This is a genomic window from Ruegeria sp. HKCCD7559, assembly GCF_013110575.1.
In the GTDB taxonomy this organism is placed as follows: domain Bacteria; phylum Pseudomonadota; class Alphaproteobacteria; order Rhodobacterales; family Rhodobacteraceae; genus Ruegeria.
The window spans coordinates 24,942-42,415 of the sequence record NZ_WVQU01000003.1 but is presented as its reverse complement, the minus strand read 5'-3'; the positions used below and the strand labels follow the sequence as shown (position 1 = coordinate 42,415).

General features: G+C 56.8%; 16 protein-coding genes and 1 tRNA gene. 8 read left to right on the top strand and 9 right to left on the bottom strand.

The window, feature by feature from the left end; genetic code table 11:
* The first annotated feature begins 117 nt into the window (after positions 1-117).
* The gene (locus tag GS605_RS10695; protein ID WP_171171577.1) at positions 118-459 is read left to right on the top strand and encodes a DUF2853 family protein; all 342 of its coding nucleotides are present in this window, start codon (positions 118-120) and stop codon (positions 457-459) included.
* 217 nt (positions 460-676) lie between these two features.
* Here GS605_RS10695 and GS605_RS10690 read toward each other — a convergent pair whose 3' ends face one another.
* The 5 genes from GS605_RS10690 to tsaD form a co-directional block, all read right to left on the bottom strand.
* A complete protein-coding gene (locus GS605_RS10690; RefSeq protein ID WP_171723980.1) occupies positions 677-1,990 on the bottom strand; it encodes a hypothetical protein in 1,314 nt (437 codons plus the stop codon).
* Between the two features lie 161 nt (positions 1,991-2,151).
* A complete protein-coding gene (locus GS605_RS10685) occupies positions 2,152-2,574 on the bottom strand; it encodes an EVE domain-containing protein (protein ID WP_171723979.1) in 423 nt (140 codons plus the stop codon).
* Positions 2,574-2,843 (bottom strand): YciI family protein, encoded by a 270-nt coding sequence (locus GS605_RS10680; RefSeq protein ID WP_171116638.1) that lies wholly within the window; start codon positions 2,841-2,843, stop codon positions 2,574-2,576. The genes GS605_RS10685 and GS605_RS10680 overlap by 1 nt, the downstream gene beginning before the upstream one ends.
* Position 2,844: 1 nt before the next feature.
* On the bottom strand, positions 2,845-3,807 hold the full coding sequence (locus GS605_RS10675; RefSeq protein WP_171723978.1) for an NAD(P)H-dependent glycerol-3-phosphate dehydrogenase: 963 nt from the start codon (positions 3,805-3,807) through the stop codon (positions 2,845-2,847).
* On the bottom strand, positions 3,804-4,901 hold the full coding sequence (tsaD, locus tag GS605_RS10670) for a tRNA (adenosine(37)-N6)-threonylcarbamoyltransferase complex transferase subunit TsaD (RefSeq protein WP_171723977.1): 1,098 nt from the start codon (positions 4,899-4,901) through the stop codon (positions 3,804-3,806). Before tsaD ends, GS605_RS10675 begins: the two co-directional genes overlap by 4 nt.
* Before the next feature lie 86 nt (positions 4,902-4,987).
* Between tsaD and GS605_RS10665 the strand changes: the two genes are divergently transcribed.
* The 3 genes from GS605_RS10665 to GS605_RS10655 are packed head-to-tail and all read left to right on the top strand — an operon-like array spanning position 4,988 to position 8,486.
* The gene (locus GS605_RS10665) at positions 4,988-5,713 is read left to right on the top strand and encodes a uroporphyrinogen-III synthase (protein ID WP_253283288.1); all 726 of its coding nucleotides are present in this window, start codon (positions 4,988-4,990) and stop codon (positions 5,711-5,713) included.
* A 54-nt stretch (positions 5,714-5,767) separates the two neighbouring features.
* On the top strand, positions 5,768-6,982 hold the full coding sequence (locus tag GS605_RS10660) for a COG4223 family protein (RefSeq protein ID WP_171723976.1): 1,215 nt from the start codon (positions 5,768-5,770) through the stop codon (positions 6,980-6,982).
* 10 nt (positions 6,983-6,992) lie between these two features.
* Positions 6,993-8,486 carry a heme biosynthesis protein HemY gene (locus tag GS605_RS10655; protein ID WP_171723975.1) on the top strand — a complete coding sequence of 498 codons (1,494 nt, stop codon included), beginning with the start codon at positions 6,993-6,995 and terminating at the stop codon, positions 8,484-8,486.
* 201 nt (positions 8,487-8,687) lie between these two features.
* Here GS605_RS10655 and GS605_RS10650 read toward each other — a convergent pair whose 3' ends face one another.
* Positions 8,688-10,031 carry a hypothetical protein gene (locus GS605_RS10650; RefSeq protein ID WP_171723974.1) on the bottom strand — a complete coding sequence of 448 codons (1,344 nt, stop codon included), beginning with the start codon at positions 10,029-10,031 and terminating at the stop codon, positions 8,688-8,690.
* A gap of 64 nt (positions 10,032-10,095) precedes the next feature.
* Positions 10,096-10,794, bottom strand: coding sequence for a hypothetical protein (locus tag GS605_RS10645; RefSeq protein WP_171723973.1), 699 nt, complete (start codon positions 10,792-10,794; stop codon positions 10,096-10,098).
* Here GS605_RS10645 and GS605_RS10640 point away from each other — a divergent pair.
* Both GS605_RS10640 and GS605_RS10635 read left to right on the top strand, forming a co-directional pair.
* Positions 10,793-11,767: a viperin family antiviral radical SAM protein gene (locus GS605_RS10640; RefSeq protein WP_171723972.1), complete on the top strand. Its 975-nt coding sequence runs from the start codon at positions 10,793-10,795 to the stop codon at positions 11,765-11,767. The genes GS605_RS10645 and GS605_RS10640 overlap by 2 nt on opposite strands.
* A gap of 562 nt (positions 11,768-12,329) precedes the next feature.
* On the top strand, positions 12,330-13,232 hold the full coding sequence (locus GS605_RS10635; protein ID WP_171723971.1) for a class I SAM-dependent methyltransferase: 903 nt from the start codon (positions 12,330-12,332) through the stop codon (positions 13,230-13,232).
* Between the two features lie 498 nt (positions 13,233-13,730).
* Here the strand turns inward: GS605_RS10635 and GS605_RS10630 are convergent.
* Positions 13,731-13,817: transfer RNA gene (locus GS605_RS10630), tRNA-Leu, on the bottom strand.
* Positions 13,818-14,018: 201 nt separating this feature from the next.
* Here GS605_RS10630 and GS605_RS10625 point away from each other — a divergent pair.
* A complete protein-coding gene (locus GS605_RS10625; protein WP_171635274.1) occupies positions 14,019-15,002 on the top strand; it encodes a complex I NDUFA9 subunit family protein in 984 nt (327 codons plus the stop codon).
* On the opposite strand, the gene GS605_RS10620 is transcribed toward GS605_RS10625, so the two are convergent.
* On the bottom strand, positions 15,003-15,806 hold the full coding sequence (locus tag GS605_RS10620) for an undecaprenyl-diphosphate phosphatase (protein WP_171723970.1): 804 nt from the start codon (positions 15,804-15,806) through the stop codon (positions 15,003-15,005).
* A 230-nt stretch (positions 15,807-16,036) separates the two neighbouring features.
* Here GS605_RS10620 and GS605_RS10615 point away from each other — a divergent pair, with 230 nt between their 5' ends.
* A complete protein-coding gene (locus GS605_RS10615) occupies positions 16,037-17,470 on the top strand; it encodes an NAD(P)-dependent oxidoreductase (protein WP_171723969.1) in 1,434 nt (477 codons plus the stop codon).
* Positions 17,471-17,474 lie beyond the last annotated feature (4 nt).

The following is a 17,474-nucleotide window of genomic DNA, read 5'->3' as shown; positions in this document are numbered from 1 at the left end:
GCTGCGACCAAGGGGGAGAAATCGCAAATTTTTTTCCTTTTGGAAAAGCCTGCGACGCGGCTAGTCTTTCGATCATCGGTAAAAGGTGCCGGGTAAACGGATCAAGGAGACTAGGATATGGGCAAGCGCGACGAGCTGATCGCCAAATACGCAGAAGACCTGAAAACCAAATGCGGGATGGACCCCGATATGGACCTGCTGACCAAGGTCACCATCGGTTGTGGTCCGGCGATCTATGACGCAGATGCGGCAACTGTCGCGGCCAGCCAGGACTCGGAACTGGAAACCGTCAAGAACAACTTCCTGATCAAAAAGCTGGGTCTGGCAGATGGCCCCGAGCTGATGGAAGGGATCAACAAAGCCATGGAAACCTATGGCATGTCCGAGCGCAACAAGTACCGTGCCGTTGTCTATTATATTTTGACCAAGCATTTCGGAAAAGAATCCGTTTACAGCTGACCCGGTCGATTCTGCCAAGCGCCCGCCGAGATTCTGGCGGGCGTACTTAATTTGAGTTTCAATTTAAAGACTTGGCATTTGAAACCAAGGGTGCGGTTGCGCTAAGTTCAACCTGTGACCAGGACGGTCAGAACCAGATATTTCCATACGCGTGTGGTGAGTAGGGAGCACGCGGGGGTAGGGAAGGTTCTGTATCGTCAGAGCCTTCCCTCGTTTCTTATCTGAGTTCGCCAAGAATACGCGCAATGAAATTGTCGAATGCCGTGGGCCTTGGGTCCGAATTCCTGGATGACGCGCCACCGCTGCCTGCCAAGTAGACTTCTATCCGCCCCGGACGGGTCTTGCTGCCCGAATTCGTGAAGTCCCTCAATATTCCGCCAAGAGCATCAGCTGCCAGCGCCGCGTTTTCAGCGTCGCTTGGATGGTAGAAACGAACCTGTGTTTCTCTGACCCGAAAACCCACGCGGTCTGTTGACACAACCGTCGCGCGGCCCTGTGTAAGCAGTTCCAAAGCCCGGCTGCTGGCGTCTTGTGACACTCTCAAGGGAACAAAAAGCGAGACTTCCAGATCAATGGGGGATTGTGCGGGCGAAAGCGGTTTAACCTCTGCATAAGACGGGGCTGCAGAAAAAGTGATCTCTTGCTGGACAGGGTCCAAAACCATCAAGGACGTCTGCGAAAAGCTGTCTTTGTTCGACCGGTTGGTGTGGCGCCACGGAGGTTCGGCAGAAGCTGGAAACAGGGTTTGAATATCCGCAGAAGAAGCGGTGGCCAAGATGGGTTCGAGCTGTGGCGGAATGAATATGGCTGGCGGGGACAAAGACACGACCGGTTCCGCTTCTGGGGTTGGGGGTCTTGGTTCCACCCTGTCTTGGTCATCCGCAGCCGAAATGCCTTCGGCAGGAACGGGTGGCGTCACGAGCGCCTCAACCGAGACGCTCTGGTCGAGAGATGCGCCTGTGATCGCACCCTCGGCCTCTTCGATGGTTGCGGGGGTGGAAACGGGCGCGACTTCGGAAGACGCTGAATCGGCGGGGTTCTCGGCTGCTTGTGTGTCTCGTGTGGTCGGTGACTCAGCGATTCTGACGGTGGGCGCTCTGTCTGAAAGCAGCTCCTCGATTTCAGGAAGAGTTTCCGTCGCCGCATCCAAGCTGACTGGGGGCGTTCCACCGGTAGAGCGCCAAGTTCCGGCAATATGTGTGACCGCCCATTGCAGGAACGCGCCGCAAACCAAGGCGGCCAGAACAATACCTGCTCTAACCAAGGGTTTTTTCTTGGTTTTTGTTTCTTCCAAATGCAAAGAACGGACCCGGTCTGATACGATCTCTTCGATTTTGGTTTCGTCTGGCCGGGGCAGGTGCTCTGTCTCGGAAAGTTTCAGGGCGGGTTTTTCCTGCGCTTCACCCTGCGCCCCGCTGAGCACTCTGGCACGCTTTTCACGCGCCTCTTTCAGGCGCGCTTCCCAGTTTTTTGAATTCTTCGCAGCAACGGCGTCTTCGAATATCCCATTGCCGCCTTCGTCGTCAGACATGGGTTTTTGCTTTCAAGAAAGACCGATCTTTATTCGAACACCACCAAGCAATTTCAATCGCGGAAAAACGCGACCGACATGTTCTCACCCGGCAAAGCCCAAGGAAAGATAGCATCTTGCCAGGGGTTTGAGAAGTTCTGCGCCCGGCGCCATTTTCCCGTTCAATCAGGCTGGGTTTCACCCAGCATGCAAATCACCCGCCAGTCATCCTCGGTCACGGGTTGCACCGACAAGCGAGAATTCTTCACCAGCACCATGTTGGCCAGACGCTCGTCCGCCTTGATCTGGTCCAGCGTTACGGGTTTGGAAAAGGGCCGCACGGCTTTGATGTCGACACACTCCCACCGTTCATCATCGGTGGTGCTGTCGGGATGGGCCTCGGCACAGACTTCGACAATGCCAACAACGGACTTGTCCTTTTGCGAATGGTAGAAGAACCCCCGGTCCCCAACTTTCATCTGACGCATGAAATTGCGCGCCTGATAATTGCGCACTCCGTCCCATTCCTCGCCCGCGTCGCCCTTTGCGACTTGCTGATCCCAACTCCAGGTCGACGGTTCTGACTTGAACAACCAATAGGCCATCAACCGATCACCTTTTTCCACGGGATCAGCTCAACCGATTGGAACAATCCTGCCTTTGCGTAAGGGTCGCCGTCGGCCCATGATTGTGCTGCGGCCAGGTCCTCCACATCGAGGATTATCAATGAACCGATCATGGCGTCACCGTTCAGCAACGGTCCGGCCTGTGACACCACCCCGGTTTCTTCGATATAGGCCAGGTGGGCCGAGCGGTTGTCCAATCGGGTTTGCAACGCGTCTGGTTTGTCACGAGCGATGAGGGCGATCAGCATGTTATTCCTCCTTGAGGGGTCGATTTAGCAGGTTTTGAATGGCCTCGGTGACACTGTAGGCGCCATGGCTCAGGTCCGCCACCGTGGCGCTGATGGGCATATCCAGCCCCTCCCTGGCGGCAATGTCCGACATGGCACGGGCAGTGGCGACGCCTTCGACCGTCATTTGGCTGTCAAAGGGCTGATTCAGACCCAAACTCAGGCCAAAACGATAGTTTCGGGACAGTTCGGAAGAGCAGGTCAGCACAAGATCCCCCAACCCGGACAAACCCATCAGGGTGTCTGGGCGCGCGCCGCGCATCGCGGCAAAGCGCTGCATCTCGGCAAACCCGCGGGTCATCAAGGCCGCCCGGGCGCTGTCTCCCAGACCTGCGCCGATGGCGGCGCCGCAGCCAATGGCCATGACATTCTTCAGCGCGCCGCCAAGTTCGGCGCCGATCGTGTCTGTGGTGCGGTAAAGGCGCAGGTTCGCCGTTGTCAGTTCGGTCTGAAGCGCCTTGCCAAGTTCCGTATCCTCGCAAGCCAGCGTCAGAGCGGTGGGCAGGCCATGTGCAATGTCATCTGCAAAACTGGGCCCGGTCAGAAGCGCGACGCTGGCATCCGGCACGCCCTCTTTGATGACCGCGACAGGTCCAAGCCCCGAGGTCAGTTCAATTCCCTTGCAGCAGGCCACCAGAGTCTTGCCGCGCAGGGCCGGGGCGTGATCTTGCAAAGCGCTGCGCAATTTCTGCATTGGCACAGCCAACAAAAGCGTGTCAGCCCTGAGCGCCTCGGCGATATCCCCAGTCACATTGATGTCCCCGGGCAAGGTTATGTTGGGCAGTCGGGTTGCATTTTCGCGCGTCTCGCGCATCTGCTGCGCCCGATCGGCGTTTCTTGACCACAGTGTCACTGGCCCGTTGCCTGCCAGCGAGATAGCCAGAGCAGTGCCAAACGCACCGGAACCCAGGACGGATACGCTCATGCCTTGGCCCCTTTCTTGCCACCGCCCAGCATGGCCGGGCTGTGCTGATCCAGAGGCCAGCGAGGGCGGGCGGTCAGGTCCAGCCCATCCCGCGCGTCGGCACGAAAGCGTTCCAGGCCAGCATAGGCAATCATCGCCGCATTGTCCGTGCACAACGCCAACGGGGGGGCGGTAAATTGGGTATTTTTTTCAGCACAAACAGACTCTAATGCGGACCGAATGGCCGAGTTCGCGGCAACCCCTCCGGCAACGGCAATCACGGGTTCAGACGGAGAGGTTTCCAGATACAAATCAATCGCACGCCGGGTCTTTTCGGCCAATGTGTCCACAATAGCCTGCTGGAATCCGGCGCACAGATCTGCGCGGTCCTGGCGCGTCAAACCACCCTTTTCGTTCACGATCTGGTCGCGCATCCGCATCAAAGCCGTTTTCAATCCCGAAAAGGACAGATCGCAACCGGGCCGGTCCAGAAGCGGCCTTGGAAACCGGAATCGTTTGGGATCACCGGCGCGCGCCTCGGCTTCGACGGAAGGGCCACCAGGTTGCGGCAGGCCCAGCAGGCGGGCGGTTTTGTCAAAGGCTTCACCGGGCGCATCGTCGATGGTGCCGCCAAGGCGGGTAAAATGTTCGGGCCCGTAGGCGATCAGGAATTGGCAGTGGCCGCCCGACACCAGAAGCATCAGGTAGGGGAAGGCAATGTTGTCCGTCAGTCGCGGTGTCAGCGCATGACCGGCAAGGTGATTGACACCCAACAGAGGCAGACCGGTTGCCGCGCTGATCCCCTTGGCGCACATGACGCCCGACATGACCCCTCCGATCAGACCCGGCCCGGCGGTGACCGCAACGGCGTCCACGTCTTTCAGGGAAAGACCAGCGGTGTCCAGTGCTTGCAGAACGCAGACATCCAGCTTTTCCGCATGCGCCCGGGCCGCGATCTCGGGCACGACGCCACCAAAAGGACTGTGCAGTTCGGTTTGGCCATGCACCACGGATGACAGGATTTCGGCCTTGGCGCCCGTCGTTTGGCGCACGATGGCCGCGGCGGTATCGTCGCAGCTGCTTTCCAATCCCAGTACGGTAAGTGTTTGCACCATCACCCTGATCCGTTGCATCATGATCTAACGGCGGGGTATCACCCTGCGCGGATGCAAACAATCCTGAAGGGCCAAGGGGCCGCACGTTGTATTTGTTGATGACCCGCCCGCGCGCCGCCTCTGAACGGTTCGTCGCGCAGCTGCCGACCCGCACCAAATCCCGGGTTCAGGTCATCTATTCTCCGATCATGGAAATCCGGCCGTTGCCGGTCGAGGTTGAGACCGAGGGTGTGCAGGGACTGATTTTCACGTCGGCCAATGCGGTGAATGCGGCAGCCCTGAAAGGTGTGGACCGCAACCTGCCCGCTTTCTGCGTCGGACCGACTACGACCAACACAGCGAAGGGTTGCGGCTGGCAGGCCGAAATGGTCGGGGTCACGGCGGAAGAACTGGTGGGACATCTGCTTAAGCGGAGGCCCAAAAGCCCGTTGTTGCATTTGAGGGGTGAGAACACGCGCGGCAATGTTGCCGGTCGACTGACCGAATCCGGCCTGACCGTGGGGGAACTGCCAGTCTACCAGCAATTGCTGTTGCCGCTAACATCCGAAGCGACCCGGGTGGCAGATCTGGATTCGCCGGTAATCGCACCGATTTTTTCGCCAAGAACGGCGCGACATTTTGCCGATATTTGGACCGGATCCGCGCCTTTGTGGTTGGCCGCAATCAGTCAGGCCACGGCGGATCCCCTTTATTCATTGGACTATGCGCGCCTGAAGATCGCAAAGAAGCCGACACCAAAGAAAATGCGTAAGGCTGTCAAAAAGCTTGTGAAACATGCGTTGCGGGTTGAGGGCGGCGCGGTCCCCGATTAACTTGAGTGGGGCTGTTATTCATCTGAATTTGGATTCGATAAGGGGAATATTGCGGTGGCTGGTAAGAAAAAGTCCGAAGAAAAGCCGGTGGAAACCCCCAAGGCAGATGACGTCGTCGAACCCGAACTGCAACAGGAAGATACACCTGTTGACCCGACTGAGGCCGTAGAAGAAGAACTTTCCGAAGCCGAAGCCGAAGCCGAAGCCGAAGCCGAAGCCGAAGCCGAAGCCGAAGCCGAAGCGTCGACTGAAGATACTGCCCTGGTCGAAGAAAAAGTGGTCGAGCGTGTCGTTGAAAAGCGTGGCGGATTTGTTCCCGCTTTGCTGGGCGGTGCCATCGCTGCCGCCGTCGGGTTTGCGCTGGGCAATGGCGGGTTGTTGTCAACTGGCTCGGACAGCTCGGATACCTTGGCAGCGTTGGAATCCAAACTGGCAGACCAGTCCGACCAGATTGCCAAGCTGTCTCAGGCGCTTGCAAACAGTCCGGATGTTGCTGGTTTGACGGATCAGGTCAAAGCGCTGTCCGACAAATTGACACCCGTGGAAAGTGACCTGAGCGCGATCAAATCCACAGTGGATACGCTGTCAGGCCAGATCGGACCATTGTCAGAGCGCATTGCGACGCTTGAGAAAACCCCGATCGAATCCAGCGTGTCGCCCGAATCCATGGCCGCCTTCGAAGCTGAGCTGAAGAAGCTTCAGGACTCGCTGGCCTCGCAACGGGCCGAGGTTGAAAAAATGGTTTCCGACGCTCAGGCGCTGGAGGCGAAAGCAACAGCCGATGCGCAGGCTGCGGCCAATGCCGCTGTTCTGTCCCGCTTGCATGGGCAACTGGATGCGGGTCAACCCTATTCCGATCTGGTTGCAGAACTGAAAGCAGGCGGTGTGGATGTACCGGATGCCCTGTCCGGGCCGGCTGAGAAGGGTGTTGAAACACTCTCTTCTCTGCGCGATAGTTTCGCGCCTACGGCCCGAACCGCGCTGGCCCAAGCCCGTGAAGCCGACAAGGGCACCGGCCTGATCGCATTCCTGCAACGTCAAACGGGTGCACGCTCGGTCACGCCACAGGAAGGGGATGGACCAGATGCCATCCTGTCACGGGCACAGGCTGCGCTTGCGGACGGAGACCTGGCCAAAGCCTTGAGCGAACTGAAATCACTTCCCGAAGCGGCACAGGCTGCAATGTCCGATTGGGAACAGGCGGCCAAAACACGGGTCGCCGCCGTCGATGCGGCGAATACACTGGCTTCCAGCCTGAACTCGAACTGAAGGACCTGCCATGCTGTGGTCACTGTTTAAGATCCTCGTTTTTGTTGCGATTATCGGCCTGCTGGCGTTGGGCGGTCACTTCCTGATGCAAACCAGTGGCGGGGTTCAGATCACCGTCGCGGGCACGGAATTCACGCTCGGGCCGCTTCAGTCAGTGATCGCGCTGGCTGTGTTGGTTTTTGCGGTCTGGCTGTTTTTCAAGTTGCTCAGCCTGCTGATCGCAACGCTGAAATTCCTGAACGGTGACGAAACGGCCCTGTCTCGGTATTTTGACCGCAATCGCCAGCAAAAGGGATACCAAGCGCTGGCTGATGGTCTGTTGGCGCTGGCCTCGGGCGAAGGGCGCGTGGCGATGACCAAAGCCAGCAAGGCCGAAAAACTGCTGAACAAGCCCGAGCTTACCGACCTGCTGGTGGCACAGGCCGCCGAGATGACCGGGGACACGAAAAAGGCATCGGACACTTATAAAAAACTGGTGACCAACAGCGCCACCCGTTTCGTTGGCGTGCGCGGGATCATGAAGCAGAAGCTGGCCGAAGGTGATGATGAAACGGCCCGCAAACTGGCCGAGAAGGCCCTGGCGATCAAACCACGTCATGAAGAAACGCAGGACGTGCTGCTGAACCTGCAAACCAAGGCGCAGGATTGGGCCGGTGCACGTTCGACTCTGACGACCAAGTTGAAGGCCGGGTACTTGCCGCGCGATGTCTTCAAACGGCGTGACGCGGTTTTGGCCTTGTCCGAAGCCAAGGGAATTCTGGACGAAGGTGCGACGGTCGAACAGCAGGAACGCACGATTGAAGCCAATCGCCTGTCGCCTGATCTGGTGCCAGCCGCTGCCATGTCGGCCCGCGCGTATATCGCCAAAGGCAAACCCCGGGCCGCAACCAAGATTCTGAAAAAAGCATGGGAGGCTCAGCCGCATCCGGATCTGGCCCATGCCTTTGCCGACATCGTGCCGGATGAAACCCCTGATCAACGGATCAAGCGGTTCACCGCGCTGACCCGGATTCACCCCGAAAACATGGAAACGCGTCTGATATTGGCCGAACTGAACATCGTGGCCGAAGACTTCCCAGAAGCCCGCCGTGCGCTGGGCGATGTGGTCGAAACGCAGGGAGATGCGCGCGCCTATACGTTGATGGCCGCTGTCGAACGGGGCGAGGGGGCCTCGGACGCCATTGTGCAAGGCTGGTTGGCCAAAGCGCTGAATGCGCCGCGTGGTCCGCAATGGGTGTGCACCAATTGCCATGATATCCAACCTGAATGGGGACCGGTCTGCCAGAACTGTGGCAGCTTCGACACGCTCAGCTGGCAGACACCACGAACACCCGAAATCGCAAGCGCGACCGGCGTACATATGTTGCCTTTGATCGTTGGTGCGCTCGAAGATCAATCCGAAGAGCCAGAAGTCATGGAGCCCGCGGACGAGGATGATGTGGTCGAAGTGACACCAGAGTCGGCAGAGGTGGCAGACGAAGGCGAGGTTCAAAAGCAGGCCTGAGCCCTGCAACGCCTTTTTTGCAGCCGGCCTGATCCTCCGCATTCCAAGGGTCAGGATGTTGGTGACGGCGTCGGGCCGTCAGGCATTTCTGGGCAAAACACATGATCCGCCACAGCGGTGCCATTGACAGTGTTGGTGCCTCTTCGCCGGTCTTTCGCGGTTTTCGGCCCAGATCCTGACGGTACGTGCATTTGTTCGTAGTCAGCGCCTCTGGCTGCGCTGATTGCGCGCCCTCTTTCGCCGCGTCGTCCCTGCGTAGGGTTGATACAGCTCTTCCCAAAAATGGGTTTCCGCCGTGACAACCACCCACTTGTCCGTTGGCGGGACGTCCACGACTCCGAACATGATCACATCTCTTACCAACCCGCCGTGATTTCGCTGATTGTATGCTGACTTCGTCAACTCCAGCCCAAGCAGGTCAAGTGAGAGAAGGCCGCGTGTCGGGCCGAAGCTTTGTATCCGCGTCAGTTCGATTGCTTCCTTCAAGCATGTTTTTGCCTGGTTCCATTCATTGAGATTGATGTGGTGCCGCGCTTTTTGGTGAAGCCAAACCGGAAGCCAGCGGTCCGAAGGGTCAAGTTCTTTCGTCTCACTCAGCAGTTTGTCGACGCGTGCCTTGTCGCCCTTCTGACGAGTCGCTTCAAGCGCGTCCCGGAACCAAACGCCCTCCAGCGCAGTTCCCTTTGCGATTGCCGCGAGTCGGTTCGTCGAGGCGGCCCGGATCACGTCAGGAACGTTCGCATCCTGCGCAAGATTGTTCAGAAACCAAAGGCGCGTTTCCCTTTCTATTTCTTCCATGGCAGCCTGACGATCCAGTCTTTCACAATGCCACTGGTGATCCTGAAATTCGGTCACGACGTTTTTTAATGACTGGTTTTCGCGTTCAAAGATTTTTCTGAACGCGTCGCGATCCCCGGAACCGGGGATGTAATCCTGTAGTCGATCACCATCTTGTATCTCGGAAAAGCGTCGGCTCAGGCGTTCACAGATACCTGCGCGTGTTGCATCCGGATACCGGAAATTCGAGGGCAAGATTGTCGCAAGCGCACTCACCATCCAAGGAACGCAAGCCTTCAGTTTGGCCTCGAAATGTTGGTCCTGAGCCCATATTCCCTCCCCAGCCGTGTTGCGATGGGCTTCCAGCGTCAGGTTGTAGACCAGCTTGAAGATGTGGGTCAGTTCCAGAATGCGGTTTTCACGGGGATCGGCGCATGTGGGCTGAACATCCGGGCAAAGCAGTTTGAGAAGGCGCAGGTAACCGTCCTGCATCGCGCGCGCGAACAACAACATTTGGCGAATGGTCTTCATGCTGCGCCGCGCGAAGCGCCGACTTACAAGAAAGGGAAATCTTGCCTTTTCGTCCTCCGGCGGATGCCCATTCAAGGCGCGGCTCAGGGCGTCTTCTGAAATGTCCAGGTCAAAACGCAACCGTGGGATGGTAAGATTCCGGGCCTGAATGAAATTCCGGGCCGACTGGTAGTTGTATTCCAGATCTTGGCCCGTGTCGTATTCCCAGCATCCGGAAAACGGTAGTCGGGATCCCAAGTTTGATCCTGTATCCCCGGACTTAGTCAACCTGTCGGGAAATGTGCGTGTGATACTGTCTTGGTCAGGAAGAGCCATGCCTTGTTGCCAGCGATAAAGGGCCCCGCGCGATTTTTGCTTTGGGGTCTTTGTCCGGGTTGCAGATTTCATTTTCGATATGATCTTCCGCCAAACGAACAGCGTAGCCCTCAACTGACAGACCGATCAGATCGAAGGCCCAATCCAGAACCTGTTGAACCGGAAGCCGAAGCCTTGATGGGTCTGCGGGATCCGGTTCCGGCAAAAACCAAAACCGCCCGTCCGGCAAACCGTCATCCGAACGGTCGTCGATCATCCAGAATGCGGCCCGTCGGGCAGCGCCCGGCACGTACAGGTGAATCAAAAGCTCCCAGACAATATGTTGGATCGGCGCATCGAATGCCCAAAGCTCCTGCTCGATCCGCCAAAAGAACATTACCACTTCCCAGATATTTTGTTCGGCATCCCGGACCGCGCTCTCATCAAACTCAAGAGCAACAAAGAGCTCCCTACAACTTCTACGACTCTCTTTTTCGATCTGCTTCATCGAAAGCTCTCGCCGAAGAAGGCGCGTCTTTTCGCGCTTGCCCATTACTGAGCCAAAGAAAGACCGGGACAGTTCGACAAAGATGGCTTCTGGTGGAGGTACAAGTGCCAAGAGAACCCCCGTAATCAGCGTAAATATTTGGCAATAAATGTTATTATTTAGTAGTGCAATTCCGGAAAATTGGTTTGCACGCTTCATGTCAGATATTTTGAAGCGCGCCGATGGCAGGTTCGAATCATGTAATGAACATGGAGAACCTAACGTGGAAACTTCCCTGAAACACAGCATCGACCAAATGGTCATCAATTGGCACGTCAACGAAACTTGCAACTACCGGTGCGTGTATTGCTATGCCAAGTGGGAACGACCGCCTTCAGTGCGCGACGTGATCCGCCAGCCGGAAAACACAGCCAATTTGCTGAGATCGCTCTGGGCTTTTTTTGATCCTGCAAATTTGAAGAACCCTTTGAAGGACACTTTGACTTGGCGGCGTGTCCGTCTCAATTTTGCAGGGGGTGAGCCATTGTTGTGTCGCGCTGACTTGATCCGTGCCGTTGAGCTGGCCGCCCAGATCGGGTTTGATGTTTCGATCATTACCAACGGCAGCAGGCTTGATTCAGAAACCATGTCTGCCCTGGCGCCGCATCTCGATTGGCTTGGAGTAAGCCTGGATGCAGCTGACATGCGCACGAACAAGGCGATCGGCCGCGAAGATCGTCGCTCTCGGCAGTTGGATCCAGAGGCTTTGAGGGACAGCGTCGCAACGGCACGCTCAAACAACCCTGACCTGAAGCTGAAGATCAATACGGTTGTGAGTTCTCAGAATCACGAGGCGGACTTGACTCGAGTCATTGCGCGACTGTCACCCCACAAGTGGAAGATCCTCCGGGCGCTGCCAATGACAACCACGGCCGGCATGGTGACGGATGAGCAGTTCCGGGCCTTTGTGCACAGGCACCGCTCGTTGACGGACATCATACGCGTTGAAGACAACGCAGACATGCTGAAGTCGTACCTGATGATTGATCCCAAGGGCCGTTTTTTTCAGAACCACAATGATGCCCTGAAGGAAGGGTACCGATACAGCAGACCCATACTGGATGTTGGGCCGGGTGCGGCCTTGGAGTCCGCCGGATTCTCGGCGTTCGGTTTCGCCAACCGTTATCGATGAGCTTTTCGATGCAGGAGTATTGCAGCGTTAAGGATGTAAACAAGGTGATCGGGAAGCTTCCGGAGGCTGACAGGGCCGTCAAACGCGGCCGGGTTCATGGCCGGCAATATGCGCGTTCTGCTTGAGCAATTAACCCGACAGATAACGGCAGATGTGATGCGTTCCTTATCTTCTCAGCCCGTCAGCGGCGACCAAGCTGCTGAATCTGCGCGCAAATGATGGGTTGGCATTGACGCCTCAGCAAAGGTGGGTTTGTCCGGTTTCACCGTTCTTCGAACCGGATCAACCTGCCAAAACCGTCAGATGAATGCTTCGAGCCCATGACGGAGGTGCTGTGGCGCCACTTTTGGCCAACACAGAACTCTATCCACTGAAGTCCCGCACCGTCGTGCTGACCACAAAGCGGTTGATCTTTCGGCTCAGACATTCAACGTGCACCTGCTCGCGCCAAGAGCCTTGGCAAGACCTGGCCCGTCGACTGAAGGCCAGAAACTCAATCAATTGTAATCGCGCATTTCGTATCGTATTCAAAGGGCATCATTCCAGATGCGGGGCAGCCGGTATGAGAGACTTGCATGAAAGCTTCAACGAACTGACCGATGCCGATTGGCTTCAGCTATGGCTGGCTAAAGCTGAAAACAAAGGAGGCGAGCTTGCAAGCGCTCTGCCCGACTTTCCTCCAAATGATATTCAAGTCGAATATGTCGGAAGCGCGCTTTCCAGTGCAATCAGAGAAGCGTATGGTTTTTACGTGCACGCAAAGCAGATGTTTTCAACGCACGGCGAAAACCCGAGCAAGAACGATTGCTTTTTGGATTTCGGATGTGGTTGGGGACGGTATATTCGCCTGTTTTCTAAAGATTATCCAAGTCGATCAGTATTCGCGGCGGATGTAAATGCCAACATCATTGATGAGTGCCGGAAAAGAGATCTGCCAGGCGAGTTCATGCAAATTTCGCCATTGGGCGCGTTTTCGCTGCCCGACGGCAAGATTTCGTCTGCAATGGCGTATTCAGTTTTCACGCATCTGCCAGAGGATGTTCATTTGCATTGGCGTAACGAGCTGGCGCGCGTTACCAAACCCGGCGCTGTACTGGTGATCACGGTCCAGCCGAGGCGGTTCCTGAGATACATTGAAAATCGCGGACGCGAAATATTGGGCCCGAGAATACTTGGAAACAGAATAGGTTTGCTTCGTCACTTCCAACTTGGAAAACGAAGAGGTTCGAACGCTTGGCACAAGCTACTCGCAGAGTCCGCAGACAGGGTGCCCGAGTTTGCCGCGCGTTATGACAGCGGCGAACTGGTCTTCATGGAAGGTACCGATGGCAACAAGACTTACGGCGATGCGATCGTGCCCGTTTCCTATATCAAGGAGAACTGGGCCCCGGACTTCAAAGTTGTTGAGGTCATAGATGACAAATCCAGGTTTGCTCAATCGGTCATCACGCTCAAACGGATTTGAACGCCAAGCAATTCACACAGGTTTTCGATCCGGACAAAGCAGTCAGATCCCGGGTTGCAGCGTTCAACGCGTGCGCAAAAGCAATTGCCGAGAAAACAATCTTCGGCGTTGTCCCGCGTTGCAGGCATTCGCCCAGGCCTCCTGACCGGTAAACCGGCTGCTGGTGCGGCAGGACGTTGCCATGCGTTCGACAAATCCCCAGATGACGATAATTCCATTCCCATAGTCCTGAGCCACTTGGTTTCGCCAATGCGAACAAGCCGCCAGCATCAGCCAATTTGAATGGCTTTGGACTTCGCCATGCCGTTCGAATCTAGAGATCGGAAAGTGCCATTGGGGGCATCAAGCTCGTGTTTTTGGGGTAAAGCCCCAACCAAACCCTCACATGTCGTGTTTTTTGCGGGTATCGAGCGTTCCACCACGTTCCGGGCGATAACCGAGAATCGGTAAAACACTCAATGAAATTGAGCGTTTACGGCCATCTATGTTCGGAAGAGATGGTGCCCAGGAGAGGACTCGAACCTCCACGTCCATACGGACACTAGCACCTGAAGCTAGCGCGTCTACCAATTCCGCCACCTGGGCAGGTGTCGTGGAGGGGCGTTTAAGCCTAGTCGCGGGGGGCGTCAACCAGATTCGGTGAGATTTTTTAAAGTTTTTTGAGTTCGGTTCCCGGCCGGTGTTTTTCGCGCATGGTTTTCAACACCGTCGCGGCGAATTAGCGCCTTGTTTGACTGGCCTGCGGGCGCTAGTTCTAGGGCGCAATTTCTCAGCAGGAGCCCTCTCATGTCGAAACTGGTGACGATTTTTGGCGGATCGGGATTTGTCGGTCGCTACATCGCGCGGCGCATGGCGAAAGAGGGGTGGCGTGTCCGGGTGGCTGTACGTCGTCCGAACGAGGCCATGTTCGTCAAACCCTATGGTGCCGTGGGTCAGGTCGAACCGGTGCTGTGCAATATTCGGGATGACGCCTCGGTGGCGCTGGCGATGCAGAGCGCCGATGCGGTTGTGAACTGCGTGGGTGTGCTGAACGAACTTGGCAAGAACGGGTTTGATACCGTGCAGGCCGAAGGAGCTGAACGCATCGCGCGTTTGGCGGCCGAGCAGGGCATCAAGCGGATGGTTCATATCTCGGCCATCGGTGCGGATGCGAATTCAGCCAGCGCGTATTCCCGGACCAAAGCACATGGTGAAGCGAGCGTGTTGAAACATATGCCAGACGCCGTGATCCTGCGTCCTTCGGTGATCTTTGGCACCGAAGACCAGTTCTTCAACCGTTTCGCCGGAATGACCCGCATGGGACCGTTCCTGCCTCTGGTCGGGGCCGACACAAAATTCCAGCCGGTTTACGTAGACGATGTGGCGCAAGCTGCCGTCAAAGGCGTTCTGGGGCAGGCAGAGCCGGGTATTTACGAGCTTGGTGGCCCCGAGGTTAAGACCTTTCGTGCCTTGATGCAGCAGATGCTTGAAGTGATTCACCGTCGCCGCGTCATCATCGGCCTGCCGTTCTTTGCCGCGCGGATTATGGCGGGTGTGCTGGATATCGTTAAATTTGTCAGCTTCCAGCTGTTCCCCAACAACATTCTGACGCGCGATCAGCTTAAGAACCTGCGTTACGACAATGTTGTCGCCGAGGGCGCAAAGTCTTTTGCAGACCTTGGGATCGTGCCGACCACGCTGGAATCGGTGTTGCCGGAATACCTGTGGAAATTCCGCCCCTCGGGTCAGTATGACGACATTCAGAACTCGGCCAAAAACCTGCGTATCTGATCAGCTGTAGGCCATGATCAAAAGTATCACGCCAAGAATGACGCGGTAGATGACGTAGGGTGTGAAACTGACGCTGCGCAGAAGCCGCATCATCAGGCTGAGCGCCAGCAGGGCCGAAAGAAAGGCAAACAGCGCTGCAACGGCCCCATCCCGGGCCAGTTGCATATCGGCGTCGCGCACCACATCCAGTGCCAGAAGTGTGCCCGACGCCAGGATTGTCGGGATCGACATCAACATCGCGATCCGCGCGCCGTCTTCACGGGTATATCCCAATTGCCGCGCGCCGGTTATGGTTATCCCGGAACGGGACGTGCCTGGGATCAGGGCAAGAACCTGCCACAGACCCATGATGAGCGCGTCGCGTATTCCCCAGTTTTCGGCCCCTTTGGTTTCAGGAGCCCTCTGATCCACCCAATACAGCAGCAGACCGAAACCCAGCATTGTCCATCCGATGACCGTGATCGAGCGCATGGCCTGGCTCAACCCGGTGGCATGCAGAATGAGGCCCGCGATCACGGTAGGAACAGTTGCAACGATCAGGCCCAGAGCAAGCCGGGCCTGCGGTGTGTCGCCCCGCCCGGTCAACGCGCGCGGCAACCCGGCAAGGGCCTGTTTTACATCCGACCAGAAATACAGCACCACGGCGCCCAGGGTTCCCACATGCACTGCGACATCAATGGCTTGTCCCTGATCTTGCAAGCCCGACAGGTTGGGCAGCAGGATCAGGTGACCAGATGAGGATATGGGCAAAAACTCAGTGATTCCCTGAATGATTGCTACGAGAATCAGGTGAAACAAACTCATCTGCCCTGCCGTGCTGCTGCCACGTGTTCTTTGTGGGTTATGGGTATAAGGGCGATGAAAAAAAGGAAAGCGCGCATATAGGTCCGAATCGGATCTAAAACTTCCAATTATTTTCCACTTTTCTTGAAGGCACGCTGCATTTTTTCAATTTAGGTCAATATAATTGACTTTTCATCCAAAAGCGCATCCCGTAAAGAAGCGGAACCTAGCCAATTCATGGAGTCTGACCCGTGGCCAAGCAACCGATGCTGAAATTTGTGCAGATCGACCGCGTCATGCCGGAAAAGCGTGCTGCCAATGACCGCAAGGACGACTTTGACGAGATCTATTCCGAGTTCGCCGCTGAAAAAGCAGCCGAGCAGGCGAGTCGGTGCAGCCAATGCGGTGTTCCTTACTGCCAGTCGCATTGCCCGTTGCACAACAATATTCCCGACTGGTTGCGCCTGACTGCGACCGGACGCCTGGAAGAAGCCTATCAGGTAAGTCAGGCCACCAATACTTTCCCTGAGATCTGCGGGCGCATCTGTCCGCAGGACCGCCTGTGCGAGGGCAACTGCGTGATCGAACAGTCGGGCCATGGAACGGTCACGATTGGTTCGATCGAGAAATACATAACGGATACCGCATGGGAAAAAGGCTGGGTCCAGCCGGTTGCTCCATCGGCCGAACGCGCTGAAAGCGTAGGTATCATTGGTGCAGGCCCTGGTGGATTGGCCGCTGCGGACACGCTGCGCCAGGCTGGTATCCAGGTCACGGTATACGACCGCTATGACCGGGCCGGTGGCCTGCTGATGTATGGCATTCCGGGGTTCAAACTGGAAAAAGACGTTGTTCAGCGCCGCAATGACCTGTTGGCTGATGGTGGGGTCGAGTTTGTTCTGAATTGCGACGTGGATGCGGCCAAGTTCGAAGAAATCCGGGCCAGGCATGATGCCGTTATCATTGCGACCGGTGTCTACAAGTCGCGCGACCTGGCAATGCCGGGCAGCGGTCTGGCCGGGATCGAAAAGGCGATCGACTTCCTGACAGCCTCGAACCGGAAAAGCTTTGGCGACGAGGTCGAAGAATTCGACAACGGTCGCTTGAACGCCGACGGCAAAAAAGTCGTCGTGATTGGCGGCGGTGACACTGCGATGGATTGCGTGCGCACTTCGATCCGTCAGGGCGCGACTTCTGTCAAATGTCTGTATCGCCGGGACCGGGCCAACATGCCGGGGTCACAGCGTGAAACGCAGAATGCCGAAGAAGAAGGCGTGATATTCGAATGGCTCAGCGCACCCAAAGGGTTCACGGGTGAAGACACGGTCAAAGGTGTTATCGTTCAGAAGATGCGCTTGGGACAGCCAGACGCATCCGGTCGTCAGGCCCCCGAAGTGATTGAAGGCGCGGACTATGTCGAAGACGCCGATCTTGTGATCAAGGCGCTTGGATTCGAACCTGAAGACCTGCCGACGCTGTTCGGACAACCTGATCTGCCAGTCACCCGCTGGGGTACGATCAAGGCGGCGTTCCAAACCGGCGAGACCGAAATGGACGGAGTCTATGCAATCGGTGACATCGTGCGCGGTGCCTCGCTGGTGGTCTGGGCGATCCGGGACGGTCGTGACTGCGCTGATGCGATCATCGAACGCTTCAATGCTAAATCTGCCGTTGCGGCCGAATAATCCC